General features: G+C 38.6%; 27 protein-coding genes. All 27 read right to left on the bottom strand.

Annotated features, from left to right (window positions below; genetic code table 11):
- Entirely contained in the window at window positions 1-1,638 is a 1,638-nt protein-coding gene (locus I2490_RS05210) for a hypothetical protein (protein ID WP_206458719.1), read from the bottom strand.
- Window positions 1,639-1,680: 42 nt separating this feature from the next.
- Window positions 1,681-2,733: a reverse transcriptase/maturase family protein gene (locus I2490_RS05205; RefSeq protein ID WP_206458718.1), complete on the bottom strand. Its 1,053-nt coding sequence runs from the start codon at window positions 2,731-2,733 to the stop codon at window positions 1,681-1,683.
- Window positions 2,734-2,990: 257 nt separating this feature from the next.
- Window positions 2,991-3,332, bottom strand: coding sequence for a four helix bundle protein (locus I2490_RS05200; protein WP_206458717.1), 342 nt, complete (start codon window positions 3,330-3,332; stop codon window positions 2,991-2,993).
- A complete protein-coding gene (locus tag I2490_RS05195; RefSeq protein ID WP_206458716.1) occupies window positions 3,320-3,571 on the bottom strand; it encodes a hypothetical protein in 252 nt (83 codons plus the stop codon). The genes I2490_RS05200 and I2490_RS05195 overlap by 13 nt, the downstream gene beginning before the upstream one ends.
- A 95-nt stretch (window positions 3,572-3,666) precedes the next feature.
- Window positions 3,667-4,404, bottom strand: a complete 738-nt coding sequence (locus tag I2490_RS05190; protein ID WP_206458715.1) for a hypothetical protein — start codon at window positions 4,402-4,404, stop codon at window positions 3,667-3,669.
- Window positions 4,404-4,928: a putative phage tail protein gene (locus I2490_RS05185; protein ID WP_206458714.1), complete on the bottom strand. Its 525-nt coding sequence runs from the start codon at window positions 4,926-4,928 to the stop codon at window positions 4,404-4,406. The genes I2490_RS05190 and I2490_RS05185 overlap by 1 nt, the downstream gene beginning before the upstream one ends.
- A complete protein-coding gene (locus I2490_RS05180) occupies window positions 4,915-5,982 on the bottom strand; it encodes a baseplate J/gp47 family protein (RefSeq protein ID WP_206458713.1) in 1,068 nt (355 codons plus the stop codon). Before I2490_RS05180 ends, I2490_RS05185 begins: the two co-directional genes overlap by 14 nt.
- Entirely contained in the window at window positions 5,975-6,388 is a 414-nt protein-coding gene (locus tag I2490_RS05175; RefSeq protein WP_206458712.1) for a DUF2634 domain-containing protein, read from the bottom strand. The genes I2490_RS05180 and I2490_RS05175 overlap by 8 nt, the downstream gene beginning before the upstream one ends.
- Window positions 6,388-6,807, bottom strand: a complete 420-nt coding sequence (locus I2490_RS05170; protein ID WP_206458711.1) for a DUF2577 family protein — start codon at window positions 6,805-6,807, stop codon at window positions 6,388-6,390. Before I2490_RS05170 ends, I2490_RS05175 begins: the two co-directional genes overlap by 1 nt.
- Before the next feature lie 11 nt (window positions 6,808-6,818).
- Window positions 6,819-7,775 carry an XkdQ/YqbQ family protein gene (locus tag I2490_RS05165; protein ID WP_206458710.1) on the bottom strand — a complete coding sequence of 319 codons (957 nt, stop codon included), beginning with the start codon at window positions 7,773-7,775 and terminating at the stop codon, window positions 6,819-6,821.
- A 4-nt stretch (window positions 7,776-7,779) separates the two neighbouring features.
- A complete protein-coding gene (locus tag I2490_RS05160) occupies window positions 7,780-8,400 on the bottom strand; it encodes a LysM peptidoglycan-binding domain-containing protein (protein WP_206458709.1) in 621 nt (206 codons plus the stop codon).
- Window positions 8,390-10,630, bottom strand: a complete 2,241-nt coding sequence (locus tag I2490_RS05155; RefSeq protein WP_206458708.1) for a phage tail tape measure protein — start codon at window positions 10,628-10,630, stop codon at window positions 8,390-8,392. Before I2490_RS05155 ends, I2490_RS05160 begins: the two co-directional genes overlap by 11 nt.
- 211 nt (window positions 10,631-10,841) lie before the next feature.
- On the bottom strand, window positions 10,842-11,324 hold the full coding sequence (locus tag I2490_RS05150) for a phage tail assembly chaperone (protein WP_206458707.1): 483 nt from the start codon (window positions 11,322-11,324) through the stop codon (window positions 10,842-10,844).
- 11 nt (window positions 11,325-11,335) lie between these two features.
- A complete protein-coding gene (locus tag I2490_RS05145; RefSeq protein WP_206458706.1) occupies window positions 11,336-11,764 on the bottom strand; it encodes a phage tail tube protein in 429 nt (142 codons plus the stop codon).
- A 13-nt stretch (window positions 11,765-11,777) separates the two neighbouring features.
- Window positions 11,778-13,109 (bottom strand): phage tail sheath family protein, encoded by a 1,332-nt coding sequence (locus I2490_RS05140; protein WP_206458705.1) that lies wholly within the window; start codon window positions 13,107-13,109, stop codon window positions 11,778-11,780.
- Window positions 13,109-13,321, bottom strand: a complete 213-nt coding sequence (locus I2490_RS05135; protein ID WP_206458704.1) for a hypothetical protein — start codon at window positions 13,319-13,321, stop codon at window positions 13,109-13,111. The genes I2490_RS05140 and I2490_RS05135 overlap by 1 nt, the downstream gene beginning before the upstream one ends.
- A gap of 9 nt (window positions 13,322-13,330) precedes the next feature.
- Window positions 13,331-13,777 (bottom strand): hypothetical protein, encoded by a 447-nt coding sequence (locus I2490_RS05130; RefSeq protein WP_206458703.1) that lies wholly within the window; start codon window positions 13,775-13,777, stop codon window positions 13,331-13,333.
- Window positions 13,778-14,311 carry an HK97 gp10 family phage protein gene (locus I2490_RS05125; protein ID WP_206458702.1) on the bottom strand — a complete coding sequence of 178 codons (534 nt, stop codon included), beginning with the start codon at window positions 14,309-14,311 and terminating at the stop codon, window positions 13,778-13,780. It lies immediately after the preceding gene.
- Window positions 14,311-14,676, bottom strand: coding sequence for a DUF3599 family protein (locus I2490_RS05120; RefSeq protein WP_206458701.1), 366 nt, complete (start codon window positions 14,674-14,676; stop codon window positions 14,311-14,313). The genes I2490_RS05125 and I2490_RS05120 overlap by 1 nt, the downstream gene beginning before the upstream one ends.
- A gap of 8 nt (window positions 14,677-14,684) precedes the next feature.
- Window positions 14,685-15,080 (bottom strand): protein YqbG, encoded by a 396-nt coding sequence (gene yqbG, locus I2490_RS05115; protein ID WP_206458700.1) that lies wholly within the window; start codon window positions 15,078-15,080, stop codon window positions 14,685-14,687.
- 11 nt (window positions 15,081-15,091) lie between these two features.
- Window positions 15,092-15,445 carry an SAP domain-containing protein gene (locus I2490_RS05110; protein WP_206458699.1) on the bottom strand — a complete coding sequence of 118 codons (354 nt, stop codon included), beginning with the start codon at window positions 15,443-15,445 and terminating at the stop codon, window positions 15,092-15,094.
- An 18-nt stretch (window positions 15,446-15,463) separates the two neighbouring features.
- Window positions 15,464-16,399, bottom strand: a complete 936-nt coding sequence (locus tag I2490_RS05105) for a hypothetical protein (RefSeq protein ID WP_206458698.1) — start codon at window positions 16,397-16,399, stop codon at window positions 15,464-15,466.
- 21 nt (window positions 16,400-16,420) lie between these two features.
- Window positions 16,421-17,743 (bottom strand): XkdF-like putative serine protease domain-containing protein, encoded by a 1,323-nt coding sequence (locus tag I2490_RS05100; RefSeq protein WP_206458697.1) that lies wholly within the window; start codon window positions 17,741-17,743, stop codon window positions 16,421-16,423.
- 63 nt (window positions 17,744-17,806) lie between these two features.
- The gene (locus tag I2490_RS05095) at window positions 17,807-17,977 is read right to left on the bottom strand and encodes a hypothetical protein (protein WP_206458696.1); all 171 of its coding nucleotides are present in this window, start codon (window positions 17,975-17,977) and stop codon (window positions 17,807-17,809) included.
- Between the two features lie 2 nt (window positions 17,978-17,979).
- Window positions 17,980-18,222 (bottom strand): hypothetical protein, encoded by a 243-nt coding sequence (locus I2490_RS05090; RefSeq protein WP_206458695.1) that lies wholly within the window; start codon window positions 18,220-18,222, stop codon window positions 17,980-17,982.
- Between the two features lie 202 nt (window positions 18,223-18,424).
- On the bottom strand, window positions 18,425-18,676 hold the full coding sequence (locus I2490_RS05085; RefSeq protein ID WP_206458694.1) for a hypothetical protein: 252 nt from the start codon (window positions 18,674-18,676) through the stop codon (window positions 18,425-18,427).
- Window positions 18,673-20,286, bottom strand: a complete 1,614-nt coding sequence (locus I2490_RS05080; protein WP_206458693.1) for a phage minor head protein — start codon at window positions 20,284-20,286, stop codon at window positions 18,673-18,675. The genes I2490_RS05085 and I2490_RS05080 overlap by 4 nt, the downstream gene beginning before the upstream one ends.
- Window positions 20,287-20,289: the final 3 nt, after the last annotated feature.

Raw genomic sequence — 20,289 nt, 5'->3', positions numbered from 1 at the left:
TTAACTCACCCCCACACCTGCAGCTTGTACTTCAATGGTTCCCGTTGAAGTATTTGCAACAATCTTGAAATGAAGTCGAACAGCATATTTATCCGCTGTCTTGCTTGTATTTTGAAATTGGTAAATCTTTTCTGCAAGATATTCCTCAGTAATATCCTCCCATGTTGGGGAAGTATCATTGCCATTGTTGCAAGCCTTAACAGTAATGGTTGCTCTGCTGTCAATAGATTTCTTTTCCTTTACAGTGATACGCATTGGAAGATAATCAACCTCGTAAGGCAATGTCTTAAATTCGAGAACATCTCCAATATTAACAGTGAGATAAGATGAATAAACTGTGGTATTGCTTCCGCTGGTGTCAGTCGTTCCAACTCTCACATATTTTGTTTTATAGTTGTCCATTCCTGTTACTTGAATACGGAATTTTTTTCCTACATCTGCAGGAGAGCAAGACGAAACATTTTCCCAAGATTGAGTAGTTGAATTATATCTCTGTAAGCCGCTTGAAAAGGTTTGTTTTCCTGTATTGAAAGAGCTGTTATCGGCAACCTCAATCTTAAAGCTTTGCGTATCTCCATCATCATCAGCACGAGGAGTAAATTCTACATAGAAACTTTGTCCAACTCTCAGTCCTTGGGAGGGAGAGTTTATTGTAGGAGTGTTTGGAGGGGAATTTGTTTTCGTAAAGGTCCAAGTCCTCGTAGATGAAGCGTTATTTATATCGGTTGCTACTACTTGTAAGGTGTGTTTGTTCTTCGTCAGATTTCCCCAGCGTGATGTAAGGTCAATCGTAAACGATGTTCCGTCTTTTTGCCCTGAAAGTGATTGAATTGTTACTCCGTCCAATTTCTCAAAAATCGAAAAATCGTCACCGTCGGCTTCGCCGACGGTATATGTTTTTACCAAAGGTGCAGCATAATTACCTAAGTCTTTGTCAGTATCAGATATCAGAGGGGCAGTGTTCAGAACTTCAAGAACGGGGCGCCAACCGAGGTTCGGGTAGTCGTAGGAAGCAGTGCCGTAACCGTAGTAGCGAGCGGAGCTGAAACCCCGGTACGCACGACAAGCCGTATTCGGCGAATAAGTATCTTGGCACCAAGAGTAACAGCCATACCAATTCCACACTAAGTTGTGAGCAGAAACTTTATCTGCACTATCAGGTCCAGAATCTAAGTCTGCTGATGTTGGTTTTAGTAGACCTGGATAATTACCCTCGTTAACTATGATATTGTCCCATTCGTTTGGGAGCTTTCCTCCGGCATATGAATCAGAGCTATTTCTACGATCCGTTCCGCCTGTAAGGCACCTGATTTTATATTGCTGTCCGTCAATCGTGATAGTTTTACCAAAAATAAGGTTTTGGGAATTAAGATGATCCCACTGAACATTTACAACTAAGTTCCTGTCGCAAACAAGCAGTTTGGTATCGCCAATGTTAACCTCAACCCATTTGATTTTGTAATTATCATAAGCATCCGTATCTCTAATTTCTAAATTTCCACTTGTGTAATTAGGTATATTTCCTGCACTTCCTGCACCGCCGGGATCACTATCGTTTCTCCAAGGCTTGGTCGGTTGCACTTGCTTTGTGCCATTCATATAAAACGTACCCAGCTTATGAATATCACCATTAGCCATATTGTTTTCCTCCTTCCTAAAATAAAGAAAAAAGACACCCGGTTAGGTGTCTTTTGGATTTCCCCCAAAATTGTATTTAGGGTGTTCAATTTTCACATAGTCATATTTAGTAAAAATCTTATTTGCCAAATTATAGCTGTTGGAATGTCTTGCATGCCCAAGCCAAGAATTAACACTTTGCAAAACATCTCTTTCTTTGATAGTCCCATCTTTCAGTTTACGGTCCATCGCCTTAATCTTTCTCTTCATCGAAGCTTTTGATGAGTTACGAACCAAACGATGTGTAGTGTAGATTTTGAAGCCATAGGCATTTACACCTTGCTCAATAGGGAAGATCTTTGTTTTTTGATTAAACTCTAATTGTAGTCTTTCCTCTACAAATGTGTTGAGCTTTGATAATGTTTCCTGTGCCTGCTCCTTGGTCGGTACAACAACTACAATATCATCCATATACCTAATATACCATTTAAGTCCTAAAAACCTTGTGGCATACTGGTCTATCTCGTTGCCGACTATGTTTGCAAAGTCCTGTGAGGTTGCGTTTCCCAATGGAGGATATGGATAGCTGTAAATAATTTTTCGTAAGAAATTCAAAAACTTCTCGTCCTTAATTTTCTTTTGAATTAGCTTGTCGATAATAGAGGGTTGTATGGAGTAGAAATATTTTCGTACATCAATTTTGATTATCCACCCCGTTCCATATTGCCATTTGCATAGTCGCATATTATGTTGCAAGGCATCGACAGCTTTATGAACTCCCTTGTTGACAAGGCAAGCATAGGAATTTTTAATAAATACATCTTTGTAGACATCAAACAAAATTTGGTGTGCGGCATACTGAACGATTTTATCTCTAATTCTTGGTGCATTTATTTCTCGTTCTTTTGGCTCATACACCTTAAAGGAAATATAAGGTTGTGGCTGATAAGTTTCATTCTTTAGCTCTCGCCAAAGTTTTACTAAATTTCGTTCTCTTGCCATATCAAAGATAATTGCTTCTTTGCGATATTTTCTTTCCCCAATCTGCGTTTGTTTGTAACTGATTTTTAGAAATTCATAATCGCAAAGTTTTTCATATAAAGGGAATTTCGACATAACGGCATTCCTTTCTTGGACTTGGCATTATGCCATTGAATCTTGTGTTTACACCTAAGGTGAAGGATTAACTCTCCCCTGAAGTTCTTTCAAGGTCTCGTTGGTAAAACCGTAGTCGTACCAATCATAATGCCTTACAGGGCGGGGCGCCAACCGATGTTCGGGTTGTCGTTGGAAGCAGTGTTGTAATTGTAGTTGCGAGCGGAGTTGTAACCCCGGTTCGCACGATAAGCCCATACAGAATTAACCCTATAAAATCATCTTACCTGAGCCTTCATCAAACCTCCTGTTATTCTTCCAAGTTCAGAAACCCTCTCTTGCAGTTGTAGAGCTTTCCTCTCGGTAATATACTTCTGTTCTCTCGAGATGGACAGAAGCACTAACAACAGCTTCAAGTCTGCATCTACTTGATGAAAATACTCAAGTCGTTTTGTTTTTACATTGTTTGCAAGCATCGTGTTCCTGATAATGCGGTAAAAGGCTTGTTTGATTTCTTGACATAGTGCAAATTTTTCAGCCTTTGGGAACTTCTGCAATACAGGATAGATTTCCTTGTTTAACAGTACTTCGGTTTTCTTTTGCAAAATCAAAGGTTCCATATCTTTAAACACCTCGTAGCTAAGATTTTATCAAGCACCTCCTCGTTACCAAAATACTCGCAGCCATACTCAGTAATCTTTACAGTTGCAATTTCATCTAACCCTATCAATTTTCCTGAAATGACAAAATCATCGGGGGATAGCATTCTGCAGTCTCCATCGCATAATGATGATAGTTCGCTAAAAAGATTAGAGATAAGGCAACTTAACTCCTTTTTGGAGCAAGCAACTTTTCTCATATCTACCTCCTTTAAATGTGTTAAAGCACATTGCGATAGATTATAACATAAGCGAGTAGACTTGACTGTATTTTGATATATTATATCGGTTTTCGTTAAATAAAGACCTTTCCTGTGATAAATCTTCCTGAAATCAATTCGAGGTCATCAACACCATCAAATTTATCCACTACAACGTGTTTCATTCCGTCGGTTTCTACCAATCCATTGATAGCAAGCTGAAAGGTAAGGTCTGCTATATCGCCTGTCAAGTCAGAGAGAGAAGCACCCTGCAATGCAACAGCCCTGTTTGCTTCCTCAGCTAATGCCACTGCCTGATTTGCAGTAGCCAATACCTGCGCCATTTGTTCCTCAATATTATCAAGGTGTCCGATTGTAACATAAGCCGCTGAATCTATAGTGGCAGTAATGCTCGAAGCATTTTTTACAATTGCATTCACAACATAGTCATTCACATAGTTTGGGTTTTCCGTTGCCGATGGGATATAATCAGGTGTTTCCGCTTGAATAATCATATATAGCACATCAGTGCTATCGCTACCTAACTTTGCAAATATGCCTACTTGATGAAGATTGAAACTGTTTTGTAGTCCATCATTATTTAACTGTACTCTTAACTTTGTAGCATTGCCTGCATTCGTAATAGATGTGATAGATAATGCCTTTTGATATCCTGTGATGGCTGTTTGATTTTCAAGCACATCAATATCAACTTTTCCCGATCCGCAAGCCGCTCTTGTAAACGAAAAAGAATTCCCGGGAACTCTTGCTAAAAGTGTCTCACCGGCTTTTGTTATTTTTGCAGTCCATCTTGTTTGTCCTGTGTTTGCCATTAGCTTATTACCTCCTCCTTGTAGCTTGTCATTTCAGAGCCTATAAAGTAGTCCGATATAAAAGAGCTAATTACGGTTATAACCACCTCTAAATGAGCAGGTAGCTTCTTCCTAAGGATGAAATAGCAGTCATCCAAGATAAAAGTATCAGAAATATCTCTTGTGATTTTAATATTAATTGTACTGTGGGAAAACGCTACTTCCGTAGGCGAGGGGGTAAAGACATGCACTATATCTTTTATCTCTTTTGCTCCTATTTTTCCTGTGCCAGTAAAAAATGAAATAATAAGTTTTTTTCTGTCTGTAAGCGTCCTGCTACTATCTTGCGGTATATACATAAATTTTTCCCATCGAGCAACCATTTCTTCATCGGCCAATAAAATGAAATTGTTATCTCTCATTCGGAATGTGTCTGCCTCTACATCATCCATCTGCTTACCGACAGCTTGTAAAAATGCTTCAACATCAGTAATCCCTGCAAACACATCAGGAAGATAGCTTTTTAGTTCGTTATATTTGTTCAATCGTCAGCACCCCCAATTTTGGAGCATTGGTAAAAGGAACAATCACATTAGCGGTATTCCCATTTATCAAAAGATTACTATAATCAATTACCCCATCGGTGCTGTAAATTACATTGGATATAGCAGAAGCACGAATAACCATATCCGACTTATCTCTACTTTCGAGGGAAACTGTTTTGAAATATTCTATAAGAGCAGTTGAAACCTTATTTTTCACATCTTCAAGATTAGCTGCTACAGATAGTTGAACATCAAAGGAAATATTGATTTCTGTATTTTCTGCAGATACCGCTGTAAAAAAAGCACCGATATTGGCAGCTCCTTCACCAAGCCCCAAGCTTCCCGGATCAACATATCTTTGCACATCGTCAACAATCGTAGGAGTAGCACCAAGCCCATCAGCACCCACTATAATACCTTTAACGGTGTTTTTTCCATTCCATAAGCTGTCTATTCTTGCAAGCCCTACTCCTTGAACACTCTCACACCAAGATTTATAGTGTTGAGCATTTCCATTTTCTGCGGGACCGGCTATTTTCTCCCGTAATCTTCTGCGTAGGTTCTCGTCTGTTTCGGTTTCAGTACCAGGAGTAATTACTGTGCCAAGTTTTGCCGACTTCAGCCCTTGAACGGTGTTTACTGGTACAAGCTCCGTTCCAGTAGGAATATTGTTAGGTGTTTCTCCACCAATTTCGGCCTCAAGCACGAGCTGTCCGTTTTCGTTATATACCAACTTGAAATAAAAATCATTTGCAAAGAAACGCATATTTTCAGCTACATTTGTACCATCAAAAATACCATTTCTTATGGATGGTTGAGCAGGTATGCGTTCTAGATTATGTTCATTAGCCTTTTGGTCAAGATACTCTCCCTCTGCTGTATCGATTGAAATTAGATCTATTGTAATTTGCAGTTCGGAATAATATCTCGAAATCATAAAGGCAACTGGAGCAACGTGGTAATAATAGATTCCACCTTTTCGAGTGTCTATGTCTTCAGGAGCCATTTCAAGTATTTCATCTAAGATATTTTCGTATGTTTTATCTCTAAACATTTATTGTCACCTCCTGTTCGTGTAATGCTCCGTAAATGGTTCCAACCGAAAAACGAACAATTTTATCGTCCTTATAATCGGAAAAATCGAAATCGTAAACATCTGTTATCCTTTCATCACAAAGCAACGCATCTTTTATCCGTCTTTTTGCTTCAGATTGAAAAACCAACTCATCATAATCGCTATCGATTAAGTCTGACAATTCGCTTCCGTATTGATTATCAAGTACAATAAAACGGAATCTTGGGGTAAGCAAAGCAAATTTTACTGCCTGTGCCATAGCAACAAGACCATCACAATAACCTGCGAATTTACCTGTATTTGGATCAAAGTATGGTGTTTTTGTAGGTACAGATTGAATCTCTGTTTCCAACTCGGGAATATTGATAGGAATATCTAAGCTCATCAGCTCACCACCCTATCTAAAATATAGTATTGCTTTCCATTTTGAAATCGAAGCAACCACACTTTTTCCCCAGCTTTTAAAGCATTTAAAACAGTTATTGCCGCTCCTGATAAGTTGAATGTATTTAACTTATGCGTATGTTCTCCTGTTCCTGTCATATGTCCTTCGTGTTCACCTGAGGAAGGAGTTTCACTGTCAATTTCCCCCTTACCGAGAGCTATGTTAATAGCAGCCGTATAATTCGTTAGATGCCGAGGGCAGATAAGTACTTTCCCACTTAAAATCATTTTGGGATTATTCACTATCTGAATTGTTAGAGGGGAAGCTTTTGTAACAACTCCCTGTATCATAGTGCAATTTTCAGGCACCATCCCTTGAAACATTTGCTTTAAGCTGGTAGGATTACCGGCTTCATTCATAATCTCACCCCCTATATTTCGTTGGTTTTATTGAGCGTTAAACTCATTTCATGTAGATCACCTTGATATGTATGAGTGTCTTCGTCCACATAATAACTTTGGTTGATACCAATCTCAGGTATGATAGCATAAATCGCACATCCTGAAACAACAGTATTTATGCCTAACCCCGAAACAGTTAATTGTTCCTTGCAGGCACTCTCGATTTTCAAGGAGGTTTGCGTTTCTTGCGTCGCTTGCCCTAAATTAAGATTATCAGTCTTCTGTATTATTTTTTGAAAAACACCAATTTTCTTTTCGAGTTCTTCGTCTTTTTGGAAGGAAGATACAATACCGTTATCAGAAATAACTTTCAATCGAGTAGAAACACCATCAATGCTTTTGCTGTATGAATAATCAAGTAGATTTGCACCCTCTGCTATAATCCACTTTTGTACCTGCTCTTTGCGTTTTAATAGGTGTGCTTTACCTTTGATACTCGTTACATAAAAACGATTGCCTGTTGCTTTATATGTTGATTGTAGAGATTCTAAAACACAGTCCCATAACTTACCGTTCTCAATAGACAATGTAGGAATAATATATTCGGTGTCTGCTATATTTCCATAAGCAATGTTAAAACGAGTACATAGGTCAAGAAAAATTTCGCTTGCCTTTTTATCCTTGTAGTTAAATGTATCATCGTTGTTTGCAAAATAAATTAGGTTATCTCTTGCAGTAATTTGTTGCACCTTGCTTTTAGACCGACTCTGAGAAATAGTAAGTCCTCGAAAGACTTCCACGTCACCATCGTAGGCGATACATTGAATACCATCTTCAATATCAATTCTAAGCCGGCTAAAAGATGATGAATCCAAGAGGTCAGCCGAAAAACTTCGACCGGCAGCTCCTTTTCTTCCAGTATGGCTAAACCCTGAAATCGGAACATCATAAAGTTTTCCGTTTTTGACAATAAAAAGTTTTATCATATTATCACCCCGGTAGCTTCAAAACTTGATTGGAATAGATATAATATGGAGATTTAATCCCATTTAACGAAGCAATCTCTTTCCATCTATTCGCATTTCCAAGTTGGGATTTTGCAATATTATAAAGGCAATCTCCACTTTTTACGGTATATGTCTTTGATTTGATACGATTATCAACTCTTGCAGATAGTGTTTGAACAACAGCTTTCTTCTTTTTTATCTTAATGCTTCTTACTGTTGGCTTTCTATACTCTTTAAGAGAAATGGAATAATAAAAACTCCCAACATCTCCACCTTGCTCATAATAGCTAAAATTTTCTATTGAGCAAAACATATTGATGTCAACACCTGAAACAATTAAATGCACAGGTTTTTTAGCCTTTATCCAGCTTTCTATTTTATCCGCATTTGCTTGTGGATCACAGCTTTCGCTTGGGAAAACACTATCGAATGAAATCGTGATAGCTGGGCGGTCGCTAATAATAACGACCTCGCCCAAGCCAACCACATCGACCGATTTGTTGTTCGTTCCCTGAGTTACTTCGATTTTTTCAGGTAACTGAGGGAGAGTAATTTTCGACCTTTCATTGTTGAAAGTTAAATACATTTTGTACTTAGAAATCATAAGCTAAATCTCCCTCCTCAAAAATTTCTGTTTGAATAATCTTCATCAAAATAGGTTTCAAATGTGCAATAAGAATATCAAGGACATCATCTTTTGAAATTCCTTTAGCTGAAATCTCACCTTTTCCATTGATGTTAATATTAAATGTCTTTCCTCCACTTTCACCATCGTCATAATCATAATCAGCGTTGGCCGGAAATGAAGTATTGATAGGTGCATTTCTGTTGCTAATAGCAGATAGTATTCTGTCCGTATCATCAGACGGAAATACCCTTGAGCCTTGTGCACCTGTAATCAATTCAGGACCTTCTTCGCCAGCAATAAAGGTGTTTGGCGACTTCTTTGTGCCTTTTGCAAACATCGGAATTTCAGGGATTGAAAACCCAAGATTTTTACCGCCTGCAATCGGTACCCAATCAGGTATGTCCACAGAAAGTTTGTTAATACCTCTAATCATCATATTAAGACCACCAATAATAAAATTGATAAAAGCCTTAAATCCAGATTTTACACCTTCCCAAATACCTCCAAAAAATTCTCCAATAGGTGCAAAGGCTGTGCAAATTCCTTCCCATAGCTCAACTGCTTTAATCTTAATAGTATCCCAATTTTTCCATAGAGCCACTCCGATAGCGATTAAAGCACCGATACCAAGAACAACCCACCCAATAGGGGAGGCAATAAAAGCGGCATTAAGTGCCCACTGTGCAGCTGTAAGTCCTGCTGTTACACCGGTAGAAACAAGTTGTGCTCCTTTTAGTGCAATAGTTGCCACTGTGTGTGCACCCACCTGAGCAGTGTTTACAATCCACGCAGTTGTGGAAGCACCAACTGCGGATATTGTGGTCCATATTGATTTTAGAAAATCTCCTGCATACATAGCAGATAGAGCAAGGGTTTCGTATTTGTCCACAATCTTTGCTTTAACAAGAGCCATTTGAGCAACCGTAGTTCCTGTTAGTGCTGTTTTTACCGTTAATAAAGTTGCTGGCAGATTAAGAAGTGCCTGCGTAGTTGCTCCAATTACATCAACAGCCTTCCAAGCAAGAAAAGCTGATCCTATGCCCACAACCCAAGCCTTAATAGTTGGCCAATTGGTTTTTCCCCAATCATAGAATTCTTGTGCCTTATCTTTTACATCTTGAAATACAGGAACAGCAGTGTCATACAAGGTCCAAAAACTTGCAACAAGTTTTTCTCCAACATCAATCTTTATAAGAGCGATTTTGGCTTTTATCTTGTCCATTGTTCGAGCAAAACCTCGCTCCATTGTGGAAAAGGCCTGATCTGTTGCCCCTGCTGAATTTTCCATCTCGGCAAGAGCGTTAGAAAACGCTTCCGTGCCTCTGCCTGTCAATGAAAGCACAGCGTTTCCTGCTTCAACCGAACCAAATAAGTCATTGATACCAAGTCCTGTAGCTTCTGCGTGTTCTTCAAGTAATATAAAAGCATCTTGAATAGTGTTACCCTCAGCTATAAACTCTTTGAAGCCCTTTCCTGCAAGCTTTCGAAAAGTCTTGTCTGTATCGGTACCTGATTTCGTAAGTTCCACAAATGCCTGTCTTAACTGAGTTGTTGCGACCGAAGTTGGAACACCTTGAGCAGTCATAGCGGCAAGAGCTGCAGAAACTTCCTCAAATTTAATTCCTGCCGAAGCTGCTGTAGGCAATACATTAAATAAACTTGCTGAAAGCTCTTCAAAGTTTGTTTTACCAAGTTTTACAGTGGTGAACATAATATCAGAAGCTTTACCGGCATCCATAATGTCAGCACCATAGCTGTTTACAACAGTTGATAATCCGTCAACAGCCGTTTCAAGAGAAGTTACACCACCAACAGCGGCTTTGTTCGCATCCTCCAAGAATGTAAATACATTGTCCTTAGGTACACCTGCTGATATTGCTTGATACAGAGCAGGAACAGTTTGCTCAGGCAATACACCCATATCTTTAGCCGCTTGCTTCGCCTGTTTGCTCATCTCCGCCATAGCCTCTCCAGTTACCTGAGGTAGCAAGGTAAAGACCTCATTCATGCCATTTTCAAATGAAGTAAAAGCAGATACACTCTCTGTGCCAAACTCCACAATTTTCGCAACAGAAAAAACTCCTGCAGCTGTCGCTGCCAGTTTTTTGAAAGTAGAATTTAAAGAGTTTCCTTGTTTAGATATACTACCAAGCTCTTTGGATACCCTATCTTGTGCCCTGAATATAGCAGTAAAATCTACTGACAATCATTTCACCTCCTTTTCCTTTTGCGAGTAATGTAATTTTTAAGTAATAGGAAAATTCGTCCCATATAGCTTTGAGGGTCCTTTTCTTCTAATTGCTCACATGCTATAAGAAAAGCCTGCTTTCTCTTATCAAGTCCGGCAAAATAAAAAGGGTCGATGTTGTGCTTTTGAAACATTGCACAACACCAACCCGCTAAATTGTCGGACTTTATTAGTTTTTTGCTTCCGCTACCAATTCATCATCAGAAGGCTCATCTTCCTGAGAAGAAAGTCCAAGGACTTCTGTAACCTTTTCCGATACATATTGATAGTCTGTATTTTTCTTAAACACCTTAAAAGGCATTTGGTCTATATCGTGGCAACCATAAAACTCCATTAGTTCCTGATTTTTAAGGTCAGGAAACACAAGAGCCTCAACGATTAGACGATTGGTAGCCATTACACTATCAACATCCCTCTCAAGGACAGGCTTTCCAGCTTTGTCAAAAAGTCTTTTTCCTTTTTCATCAATGACAATACGGTTTTTACTGTAAGCCTTGCGAAGTTCGTTAATTCTTTCAATACCAATGACTTTAATTTGAAAGGGGATAGGAGCACCCTTATCATCTTTGAATGTAGCAAGACCAGGTACTTCTACAATCTCATCGGTTTTCAGTTCTTCACGCATAAAATATTTTAGGTCAAAATTAGGCATAATTTACCTCCTTATCCAATAATCACATTTTCGGCACCAAACTCATAATCACAAATAACGTGTTCTCCCTCGCTATCGAGCTGAATAAGGGGGATTTCACTTGTAAGAACAACGGATTCCAATGTAACCACATCATTTCCGTATGTTGCACCATAATCAGAGTTTGGATCATCATTTACACCAACAAGAGTAAATTGTGGAGTTTTTCCGGTTTCTTCATATTTTTTAACAGCTTCTTTGAGCCAAGGGGTAGATTTATATTCACTAATATTCCCTGTTACATCTCTACCAATCCACCTACGGGATTTGCCTTTCTGACCGATAGCTCGGCTCTCAGAAACTTCAGGAGCAAAGAAAAACTCTGCTTTAATAGCATCCATTACGCAGTTACCATCAAGATACAACTTACCTTCTCGTAAACTTGGTCTTTGTTTTCCCATTTTCTACACCTCCTTATCGTGTTCTAACTGTAAAGTAAAGCTTTTCAGCACTATCAACAGGAGAAATTCCGATATTGATATATGTTTCATCTCCAATAGATTCAGGTCTGCTTACCAAGAAATCATTATCAAGGTCAACATCCTTAATCGCTCCTGCATCACGGAAAGAAATGATGATTTGCTTTCCAAGGCTCTCCATCAAATCCCAACCCTCAGGAGAATTAGCAAACTTATTTGGAGGGAAATTAAGCTGCAAACTTTCATCAAAGGTATCAAGCACCCTACGAACTCGGTTTTTACGGTAATCTTTACTCTTTGGAGGAGTAAAATCAACCAATGTGTTGATATCATACTCGGCTACAACCTTGTTATTAACAACCGAGAAAACAAACTGTCCTTTATTGATAGCTTCAATGGTTTGCTCATTGTTTTTCTTGTTGAAAACATCAGTTGCACCATCATATTCTACATAAGTATTGGAGGTTGTGTTGCCTGCACTTGCATCTGCAGCTGATACCCAAGCACAAGCTTTCACAGGATCAACCTTTGTTTCATCAGCAAGTAAAACACCATTGCATACACTGATAATTCCATCATAATTGGCTTCAAATAAAGGAGCAACAGCAGATACTTTCTTTCCTACATTTTCTCGGAAGTAGCTGATTTTAGTCTTTAATGCAGTTTGCAACGTTGTATCTTCAAAAGGAAAACACATAGTGTTAAATGCAATAACCTCTGAATCATCAAGAAACTGTGTGATATCAGAGTTGGTTTTTTCGGTATCTGTACCACCTGAAAGGTTTGTTCCTGCACTTGCGGAAAGTTCGGTTGCACCATCGCCACCCCATACAACAAAATCGTTTTCAGCAAGTTCTGCGATAGTGCTAACCCCTTCTTGTTCGTGAATGAGCTTTGTATCAAGATAAGCCTTGATATTCATTCCTCCGAGAGGATTGCTTTCAATAACAATTCTTATTGCGTTACCTCTTGTTCCAGGATACTTAGCTGTAACGGATAGTCCACTTATCGACGCTGTTGCCGCTACACCGCCTGTCAAACGATAAAAAATAACCTTTGAAGCAAGCTTAAAGATTTCCCTAATGAATAAGGTGCTGCCGTTTGGATCATCTTCGTAAACGCTATATCCGAGCCTTGCGAACTCACCATCAGGGTTTCCGTTAGTTAAGGTGATAAATTCTTTTACAGGTCCCCAATTCAATGTCAGGGGAAGAAGAACAGTTCCTCGTTCGGAAGCTTTTAAGAGGTCTTGTCTTGCTGTTTCATAATTGACATAGGTACCGGGGCGTACCTTGCCGGTTTGCTTATTAAATGTTCCTGCACCCATTATTTGCACACTCCTTTCAACCATTTTTCGATAATGTTTTTAACATAATTGGTTGCATACTTTCCATTTTTATCAAGGGCAGTTGTTGCACCATCAAATGTGGATTCACTTACACCAAATAACTTTCTCGAGCATTTCCTAAGTGATTCATAAGAAAATGTAGGTGTTTCAGGAAAAATATTTGTATGAGTGACTTCTTTTTCCTTTGCCATAATAACCTCCTATTTAATACCTGTATTCCAAACAATTTGTGCAGCATTTGGAGAGGTGTCAACATCAAAAGCAAACACAGTTTGGAATCTAACATAAATTTGTGCAATTCCTGTGTCTGCTTTTTTACAACTGATTGATTTAAGTCTAAATGTTTCACCGGTATTACTGCCATCCTCGTTGAGAATATTGATAATATTTTTATGTTTCGATATTTGCGTTGTGATATTTTCGGCTAATTTAACAGCTTCTTTTGTTGTGTTGGCAAAAACCTTGAAGTACAACGCAGTATCAAAGCGAAAACTTGTAAGAGTATCTCCCTGTGGAGCCTGCTCTGCTGTGGGAATAAATATAGAAGGCGAAACAAAGCCATCATCTACTTCATCAAAATACACTTTTTTAATGTTTGCAATGTCACACATTCTTTTCGTGATACTTGCAATAAGATTTTCAAGCATTTATCGTCCTCCTCTCCTCCAATAATGATTTCTCCATTGTTCCATTTTTCTTTCAACGGATATTCTGAACATTCTTTCAAATATTCTAATACCCGCTTCCCAAAAATGAGCTCCATCAATATATCGTTGCTTTAATAGCATTCCTGTTTTTGCACTTGGGTTATATGTGAATGTATTACCGTTCCATTCTCCTGGTACCCACCTTGACTTTTCTCCTTTTTTGCAAGTCCAATGCCCATCATTTACATATCCCGCATATTCGACATTAGTACCTACAATGAGTGTCAACCCTCCATCTTTTGTTTCCCATATATTTTCATCTTTGCCCTTCTGAAAACTGTTCAGCAATAAGCGAGTATCCACTACTCTTCTTCGTATAATTTCATCTTGTACCACAGACAAGAACTCGAAACCACTCGCCTCAAGCCAAGAAGCAACCGCTTCCTTAAAATCCTTTCTTGCTATATTGTCAAGAAGTTTGAAATACTCGTTAAAATCTGAGAAATCAAATTCAAACACATTATCTCGAGCCATTACAATCGCTCCTGAGAGGCTTTTCGATGTAATGGCACCGAGACGTATTTACCTCTAATATCCTCAGGAAAACCTGCTGTGTATTCAAGATTAAATCTTAAATCTACCACCTTATCTCCCTTTTTTATTTGGGTGTTGGCAGGGAGGGAAACTTCATCATAGCCATCATAAATATTTATAGGCTCAGACAAAACAATTTTGGGAGAAGTATTTATACTTCCAAAAAAACAAGGACAATCCTCAACGGTAGGGGTTTTATCATAGCTGACAACATCGCCGGTTGGAAGTCCATAATTTGGAGAATATGGGGTGCTTTTGGCTGGAAATATGTTGCAGGTATGACGAAAAAAATGTTCTATTCCCATTTTCTCACCTACAGCTTTCTTAACTTCAAGTTTACAGTGCCAATAGTAGGCAATATAACATAACGAGAGATAAGAGCGTCAATATCTACATCATCAACGCTCTTATCAATCGAAGTTGTTTTAGTATAACTGTAATCCTTGAATGTTTCGGACTGATATTCACTTTGTGGAGCGGTCGAAGCAATAACAGAATAATGCTCAGCAACAAGGAGTGCAGCCAACTTAATGTCCGCAGGAATTTCGGGGAACTTTTCGTTTGGGAATTCATTATTCGTCCTATGAATGATATAATTTTCGGCTCTTGTAATGTCCGTTTTTAATTTACCATCAGAACGATTTTTCACTTTTTCAAAATCTGTATATTCCTTTAATTCCTCAGGAGTTAGCCAAGGTCTTGTTGCCATAACAGTACCTCCTATTCTTCGCCCATATCAGGCTCTAAATCCTTGTCATTACTATTTGGTGTTTCGCTGTCTGGTTCTAAAGCTTCGGTAATTCTTTGGCGAAGTTCACCAACCTTGGAAAGTCCCTTAATATCGATGTTGTGTTCCTCTGCATAAACCTTGCATTCAGCAACCGTCATTTTTTCAATAGGTGTATTGCTATTTGGTGTTTCATCGCCTGTTTCCTTTACGATAGCGAAATATCCAGTATTTACTGCTTGAAGAGCAGTTTTCTTATCAGCTACTTCACAAAATGGTTTTTCTTTTGTTGCACGAACCTTTCCAGCTTTGCAGGAAAGGCCTTTCGTTAATTTAAGTACATACATAAAATTGTCCTCCTTTGATTACACGATATCAGCAAGACCTTTTACGATTACAGCAGCATCCATTTCCTCAATGATAGGATCAAAATCAAGGTGGATAACATAAAAACGTTTATCTTGCATAATTGCTTCCTTGCCCTCAGTAGTCTTACGGATTTTCACGTCATAAGTATTTACAACGATAAGGTTTTTTGGATCAGTGAGAATTACCATATCGTCAGGCATAGAAGGTACAGCTACAGCAGGTATAGCATAGGGGTTTTCAATTCTGCGGTCAGAGATAATGCCACCGGCAGTAATTGCCTTATCCAAAAGATAAGTTTCCCAAGCTTGCTTGCGGTGCGGAGACATAAGCCAACGAAGTTTACCATTGTTGTATTTGTTAGGCATTTCAAGAAGTGCGTCATTCCATACATCAAGAGTAAGGGCTCCGCCATTTACAGTTGCACGGTCTATAACGTGAGAACCTGCAAGCAATTGTTTAATCCAACCATCATTGACCTTCAAGAAATCCACATCGGGGTCCTCTGCAGGTACGGCGGTATCCGCATTGAGCCACAAATCCTCCATATCGATTCCAACAGCCTGAGCCATTAAAGAAGTTATGGTAGCTTCCAAGCCTTGACCTTCAATGTTTTCACGAAGGGTTTCCTCTGTGATTTCCCAAGGCAAGCGAACGGCAACTGCGGAATACTCTACCTTGCTGAAAATAGGTTTGTTTCTGTTTCCATCGTCAGTATCTTCAGTCTTTTTACGCACCAATCTGCGACCGATACCGATTTTGTCAATTTCACCGGTCTTTGCTTTCCTCATTTCAGTACGGATGAGACCTCCCAAAACGGTATTTTCCATAGTCTGCTTGATAAATCTACGAGATTGTTCAGGGTTTAGCAAGCCAGCTGTCACATTACCGGTAGTGAGTGCAGCTTTGTTGATGATATTGTTGTTAGTATTCATATCATTTTCCTCCTTCAATAATTAAAGAATGCCCGTAAGGTAGTGGGATTCGTTCTTTTCAATAGGTTCTCCCTCAGCATTCAAGTTGCTTGGAATGCCTTTTGCTTTAAGAATAGGTGCAAGTGCTTTCTCTATTGTCGCAGAAATCATCTTTTCGATTTGTTCTTCTCCGACAGGCCCAGCTGAGGGTTCTGGATTAAGAGAAGATGCAGGCTCGCTTGTAGGAGCGGTAGCCTTAGCCACAGCAGCCTCTACCATTTTAGTAATACTTTCACCCGTAATATCTACTTCTGGCTCACTTGCCTGTACTTGGGTAGGATTGAGAGCTTTTGTTACCGCTTCATCAATCATCTTTTGGATTTCGTCTTTTTTCACTTCGGTTTCCTCCTCATCCATTTTAAATTCTTCTGCAAACGCAGAAAGGGATTCCATAATTTCAGTTAACTTTTGTTGGTTCTTACCGGACATTTTTTTGCCGGCCTTAGTGATTGGTTTTTGGGGTGCTGTTTCAAGCAGTGCCTTTGTGATACTCTTTTGAGAAAGAATATCAGTAATGATATTTGAGAAGTCTGTGAGGACCTCTTTTAGATTTTCTTCGTCTTCCTCAAAATCATAAACGTATCGGTCTGTGCGATAGTCCCAACGACCTTTTGCTATAAGTGAAGTAAGCGTATTTATCGCTTCCCAAAAGTTTGAACTTTTAATTCGTTCGTTGTATTCATCAGCCATCGCACCTTTTTCTACAACAGAGAAGCCCATCATTTCAGCTAACTGTTTGAAAATGCCCTTCTTTTCTTTATCTTCCATTTTGACATTGGCTCCTTTCTCAATAGAACTTACATCAACATCTTCGGTACTGTACTTTCCGACACCACCCATAGAAAATCCCGTGATTTCTTTCTTTTCAACTTTTTCCCATATATCATCATCGGCAATCTCTACTGTCATAAGCCAAGTACCCTTAGTAATGAGTTCATCTTCAATAGAGAAATCAGCTTTTGCAACCCAAGTTTCTACCACGGTACAGGAATCGCATTCTTCAAAGTCGTGTTGTAAATCTACCTTATCTCCATTTTTAGCAAACCAATATGCTGCCTTTTGAATTTCTTCCTCTGTCATATAGTTATCGTGAGCATCTTTCACCAGTGGCTCATATACCACACCAGTAATATGATGTAATTCGCTATCCGACTTAACAATTTTGCCAAGTGTAGCAAACCCTCTCTCGTCCTTATTTTTGGATTTGGTAATTAAAAACTGTTTTTGATTGGCCGCCTTATCTACAAGGGAGACAAATGAAATTTTTGCGTCTGTTATTTCAAACGCTTTTTTGATTTGGCTCATTCTATTCACCTCCTTTCGTCGTTTTTGTGTATAAAAAAATGCCGGTATAAAACCGACATATTTCTATTGCCCTAATCTTGCTTTATCCAGCCTTGCTGACACTTCTATAATTTGATTTGAGATCTTAATAAAATCAAAAATTTTATTCTCGTCAGAGCAATTTGCTTGCAATTCTTTCAACTTCGCAAGCTGTTCCTCTAAAGAACAAATGTATTCAGATTTATTTTGAGCCATAGTTACCTCCTTGTTATTCTTACGGCAGTCTTTCTTGTTTTCTCTACCATGGCAACAGTATATGGCTTATACTGGTTGATTTCCTCCCTCGATAAGTAGCACCAAATTGTTATCTCATCACATTTCCGAGGAGTAACTTCTTTGAACATTGAAATCAGTTCTCCATCGGTAATACCTTGAGGAACGACTACACGATAATTCATTCTTTTTACTTTGCCATAGTCAGCTTGCTCAGAGTTAACCACAGTATAGCCTGTTTTGCCGCCTATGCCTGTTTCATCAGTAAAAGGTGTGTTGGATAGGGGGAACTCCTTTATTTGTTTGTGCGGGTTTTTTCTGCTTTCTCCTACGAAATAATCTATTAAACATAAATACCTCTTTAAACACATGTAATTGTTTTAGGGTATAAAAAAACACACGATATCCGCAGAGTGTGCGTTTCGTGTGTTAATTCATAGCTTTTGCTATATAATCTTTCATTTTAGGGTGTTCGTCAACCATATCCTCTAACACAGGTAATATTTGCGATAGTTGAATGTTGCTTAACTTTGAAAGTTGCTTTACGATTTCATCATCATCCATCTCATTCATTTTACTTTCGATGGCTGACAGGACTTTGTCGCAAGCTGGATTTTCGCCTTGTAGCCGTTCATCAGAAGAACTCCACAACTTATCAAGTTTCTTTAAGAATTTTTTCAAATTTTATCGACTCCTTTCACATACAAATGTTGGTCTAAATCAGGACATACTGTTGTTATTTCGCCTTCTTCATCAAATAAAATTCTAACCGCTACATCATTCCATACATCTGTTTTATGATAATCGTTAGAAGCAACCGATGAATTGGCAACAAATGTTCCTGCAACAAGTATATCATCTTCAGACCAATCATCAGGGAACCAAGCTTGCCCGGAATATACTTTTTTCGCTTTGATTTTTGCACTTGGGACATTACCAACAGAAACACCATTTGAGAATGTACCTTTAATTTCGTATGCTATTTCTTTATCATCGCAGAGGTCCTTTGATGTTTTGCTGTGTCCACCTGTATAAAGCCTTCCATTAGGATATTCCTTGCTTGATGGTTTAAACTCTCCTTCGTATGAGTGTCTAATTGGAGTATGCCTTATTACAATTATACCATCATCACGTAGTTCGTCAATGGTTTTAACTACATCTCGAGACACTTCCTTGCCATTACTATTGACCTTTACCGTTTTGAACATTTTTTTTAGGTCTTTGTCATTTTTAATGACACCGCTTTCGAGAAGTGCCCATTTTCCTTTCACACTGCCCAAATATTTAATTTGTTCCTCTTTACTTTTAGCTCTAATCCAATCATATTTAATAACTTCCTCATTGATGTCTGCTTTTGCTTTATTTTTTGCTTTGAGCTCCTTTTCCCATTCTCCGTTATTATCTTCAATCGCTTGCTGTTGAAGTTCTTTCCTCTCTTCCACTGATAAACCAAATATATCATCTTTTATAACAGCTCTATGAGTACAATGACAATTTACTCGTTCGGAAGCAGGGAGGGAGGTATCACGAGGAAAATTACATTCGTAAACACCGGTAGGAGAGTTGATAATGAACTTCTCGTTTTTATCAACAACTTGCCCATCCATAGCTTGGTGATGTGGCCGGGGTGTATTCTTATGATTTCCTGTATGCCTCCATTCCTTTTTTTCCACCACAGGACTTTGGATTAGAGCTTCTTGTTTAGCATAGGAATGAGCGGTTAAGACTTCGGTTATGGCTGTTCGTCTTGCTCTCATAGGCGAAAATTCGTAGGCATCGATTAACTTATTTACTATTTTATCTATACTTTCGCCATTTTCCAAACCATTTGATAATACAGATTGTATTTTATTGTGAGAGTTTAGTTTCATCAACTTGCCAAGGTCTTGGCTCCACTCGGTAATCCAATCCGTTGTTCTGTCACAAAATATATTAAAAGCCATTTCGTTGTCGATGCTCTGCATATAGGTATTAGCTTTACTCTTAATAAAATCTTCAAAGAACACGAAAAATAATTTTTGGATCTCTTCATCTGTCGTATCAGATAAAGCAAGAGTGGGCAACACTTCATCGAGAATAACCTCAATATCTGTTTCTTCACTTATTCCATCGATAAACAAGTTTTTTTCAGTTTCAAGGACTTCCGATAAATCATCGTCCACAGAGTTTATATCTGCAACGGTTTCTTTTGGTTCAATATAACCTTCATTTTTTAACTTTTTTTCAAGGTCTTCATCTGCTTTTTGGATGTAGGCTATAACTGCTTTTAATAGTTGAGGATATTTTCTCATACA

It is taken from the genome of Anaerovorax sp. IOR16 (assembly GCF_017168145.1).
GTDB lineage: Bacteria > Bacillota > Clostridia > Peptostreptococcales > Anaerovoracaceae > IOR16.
The sequence above is the reverse complement of the archived record's forward strand: the minus strand, read 5'-3'. Positions and strand labels throughout refer to the sequence as shown.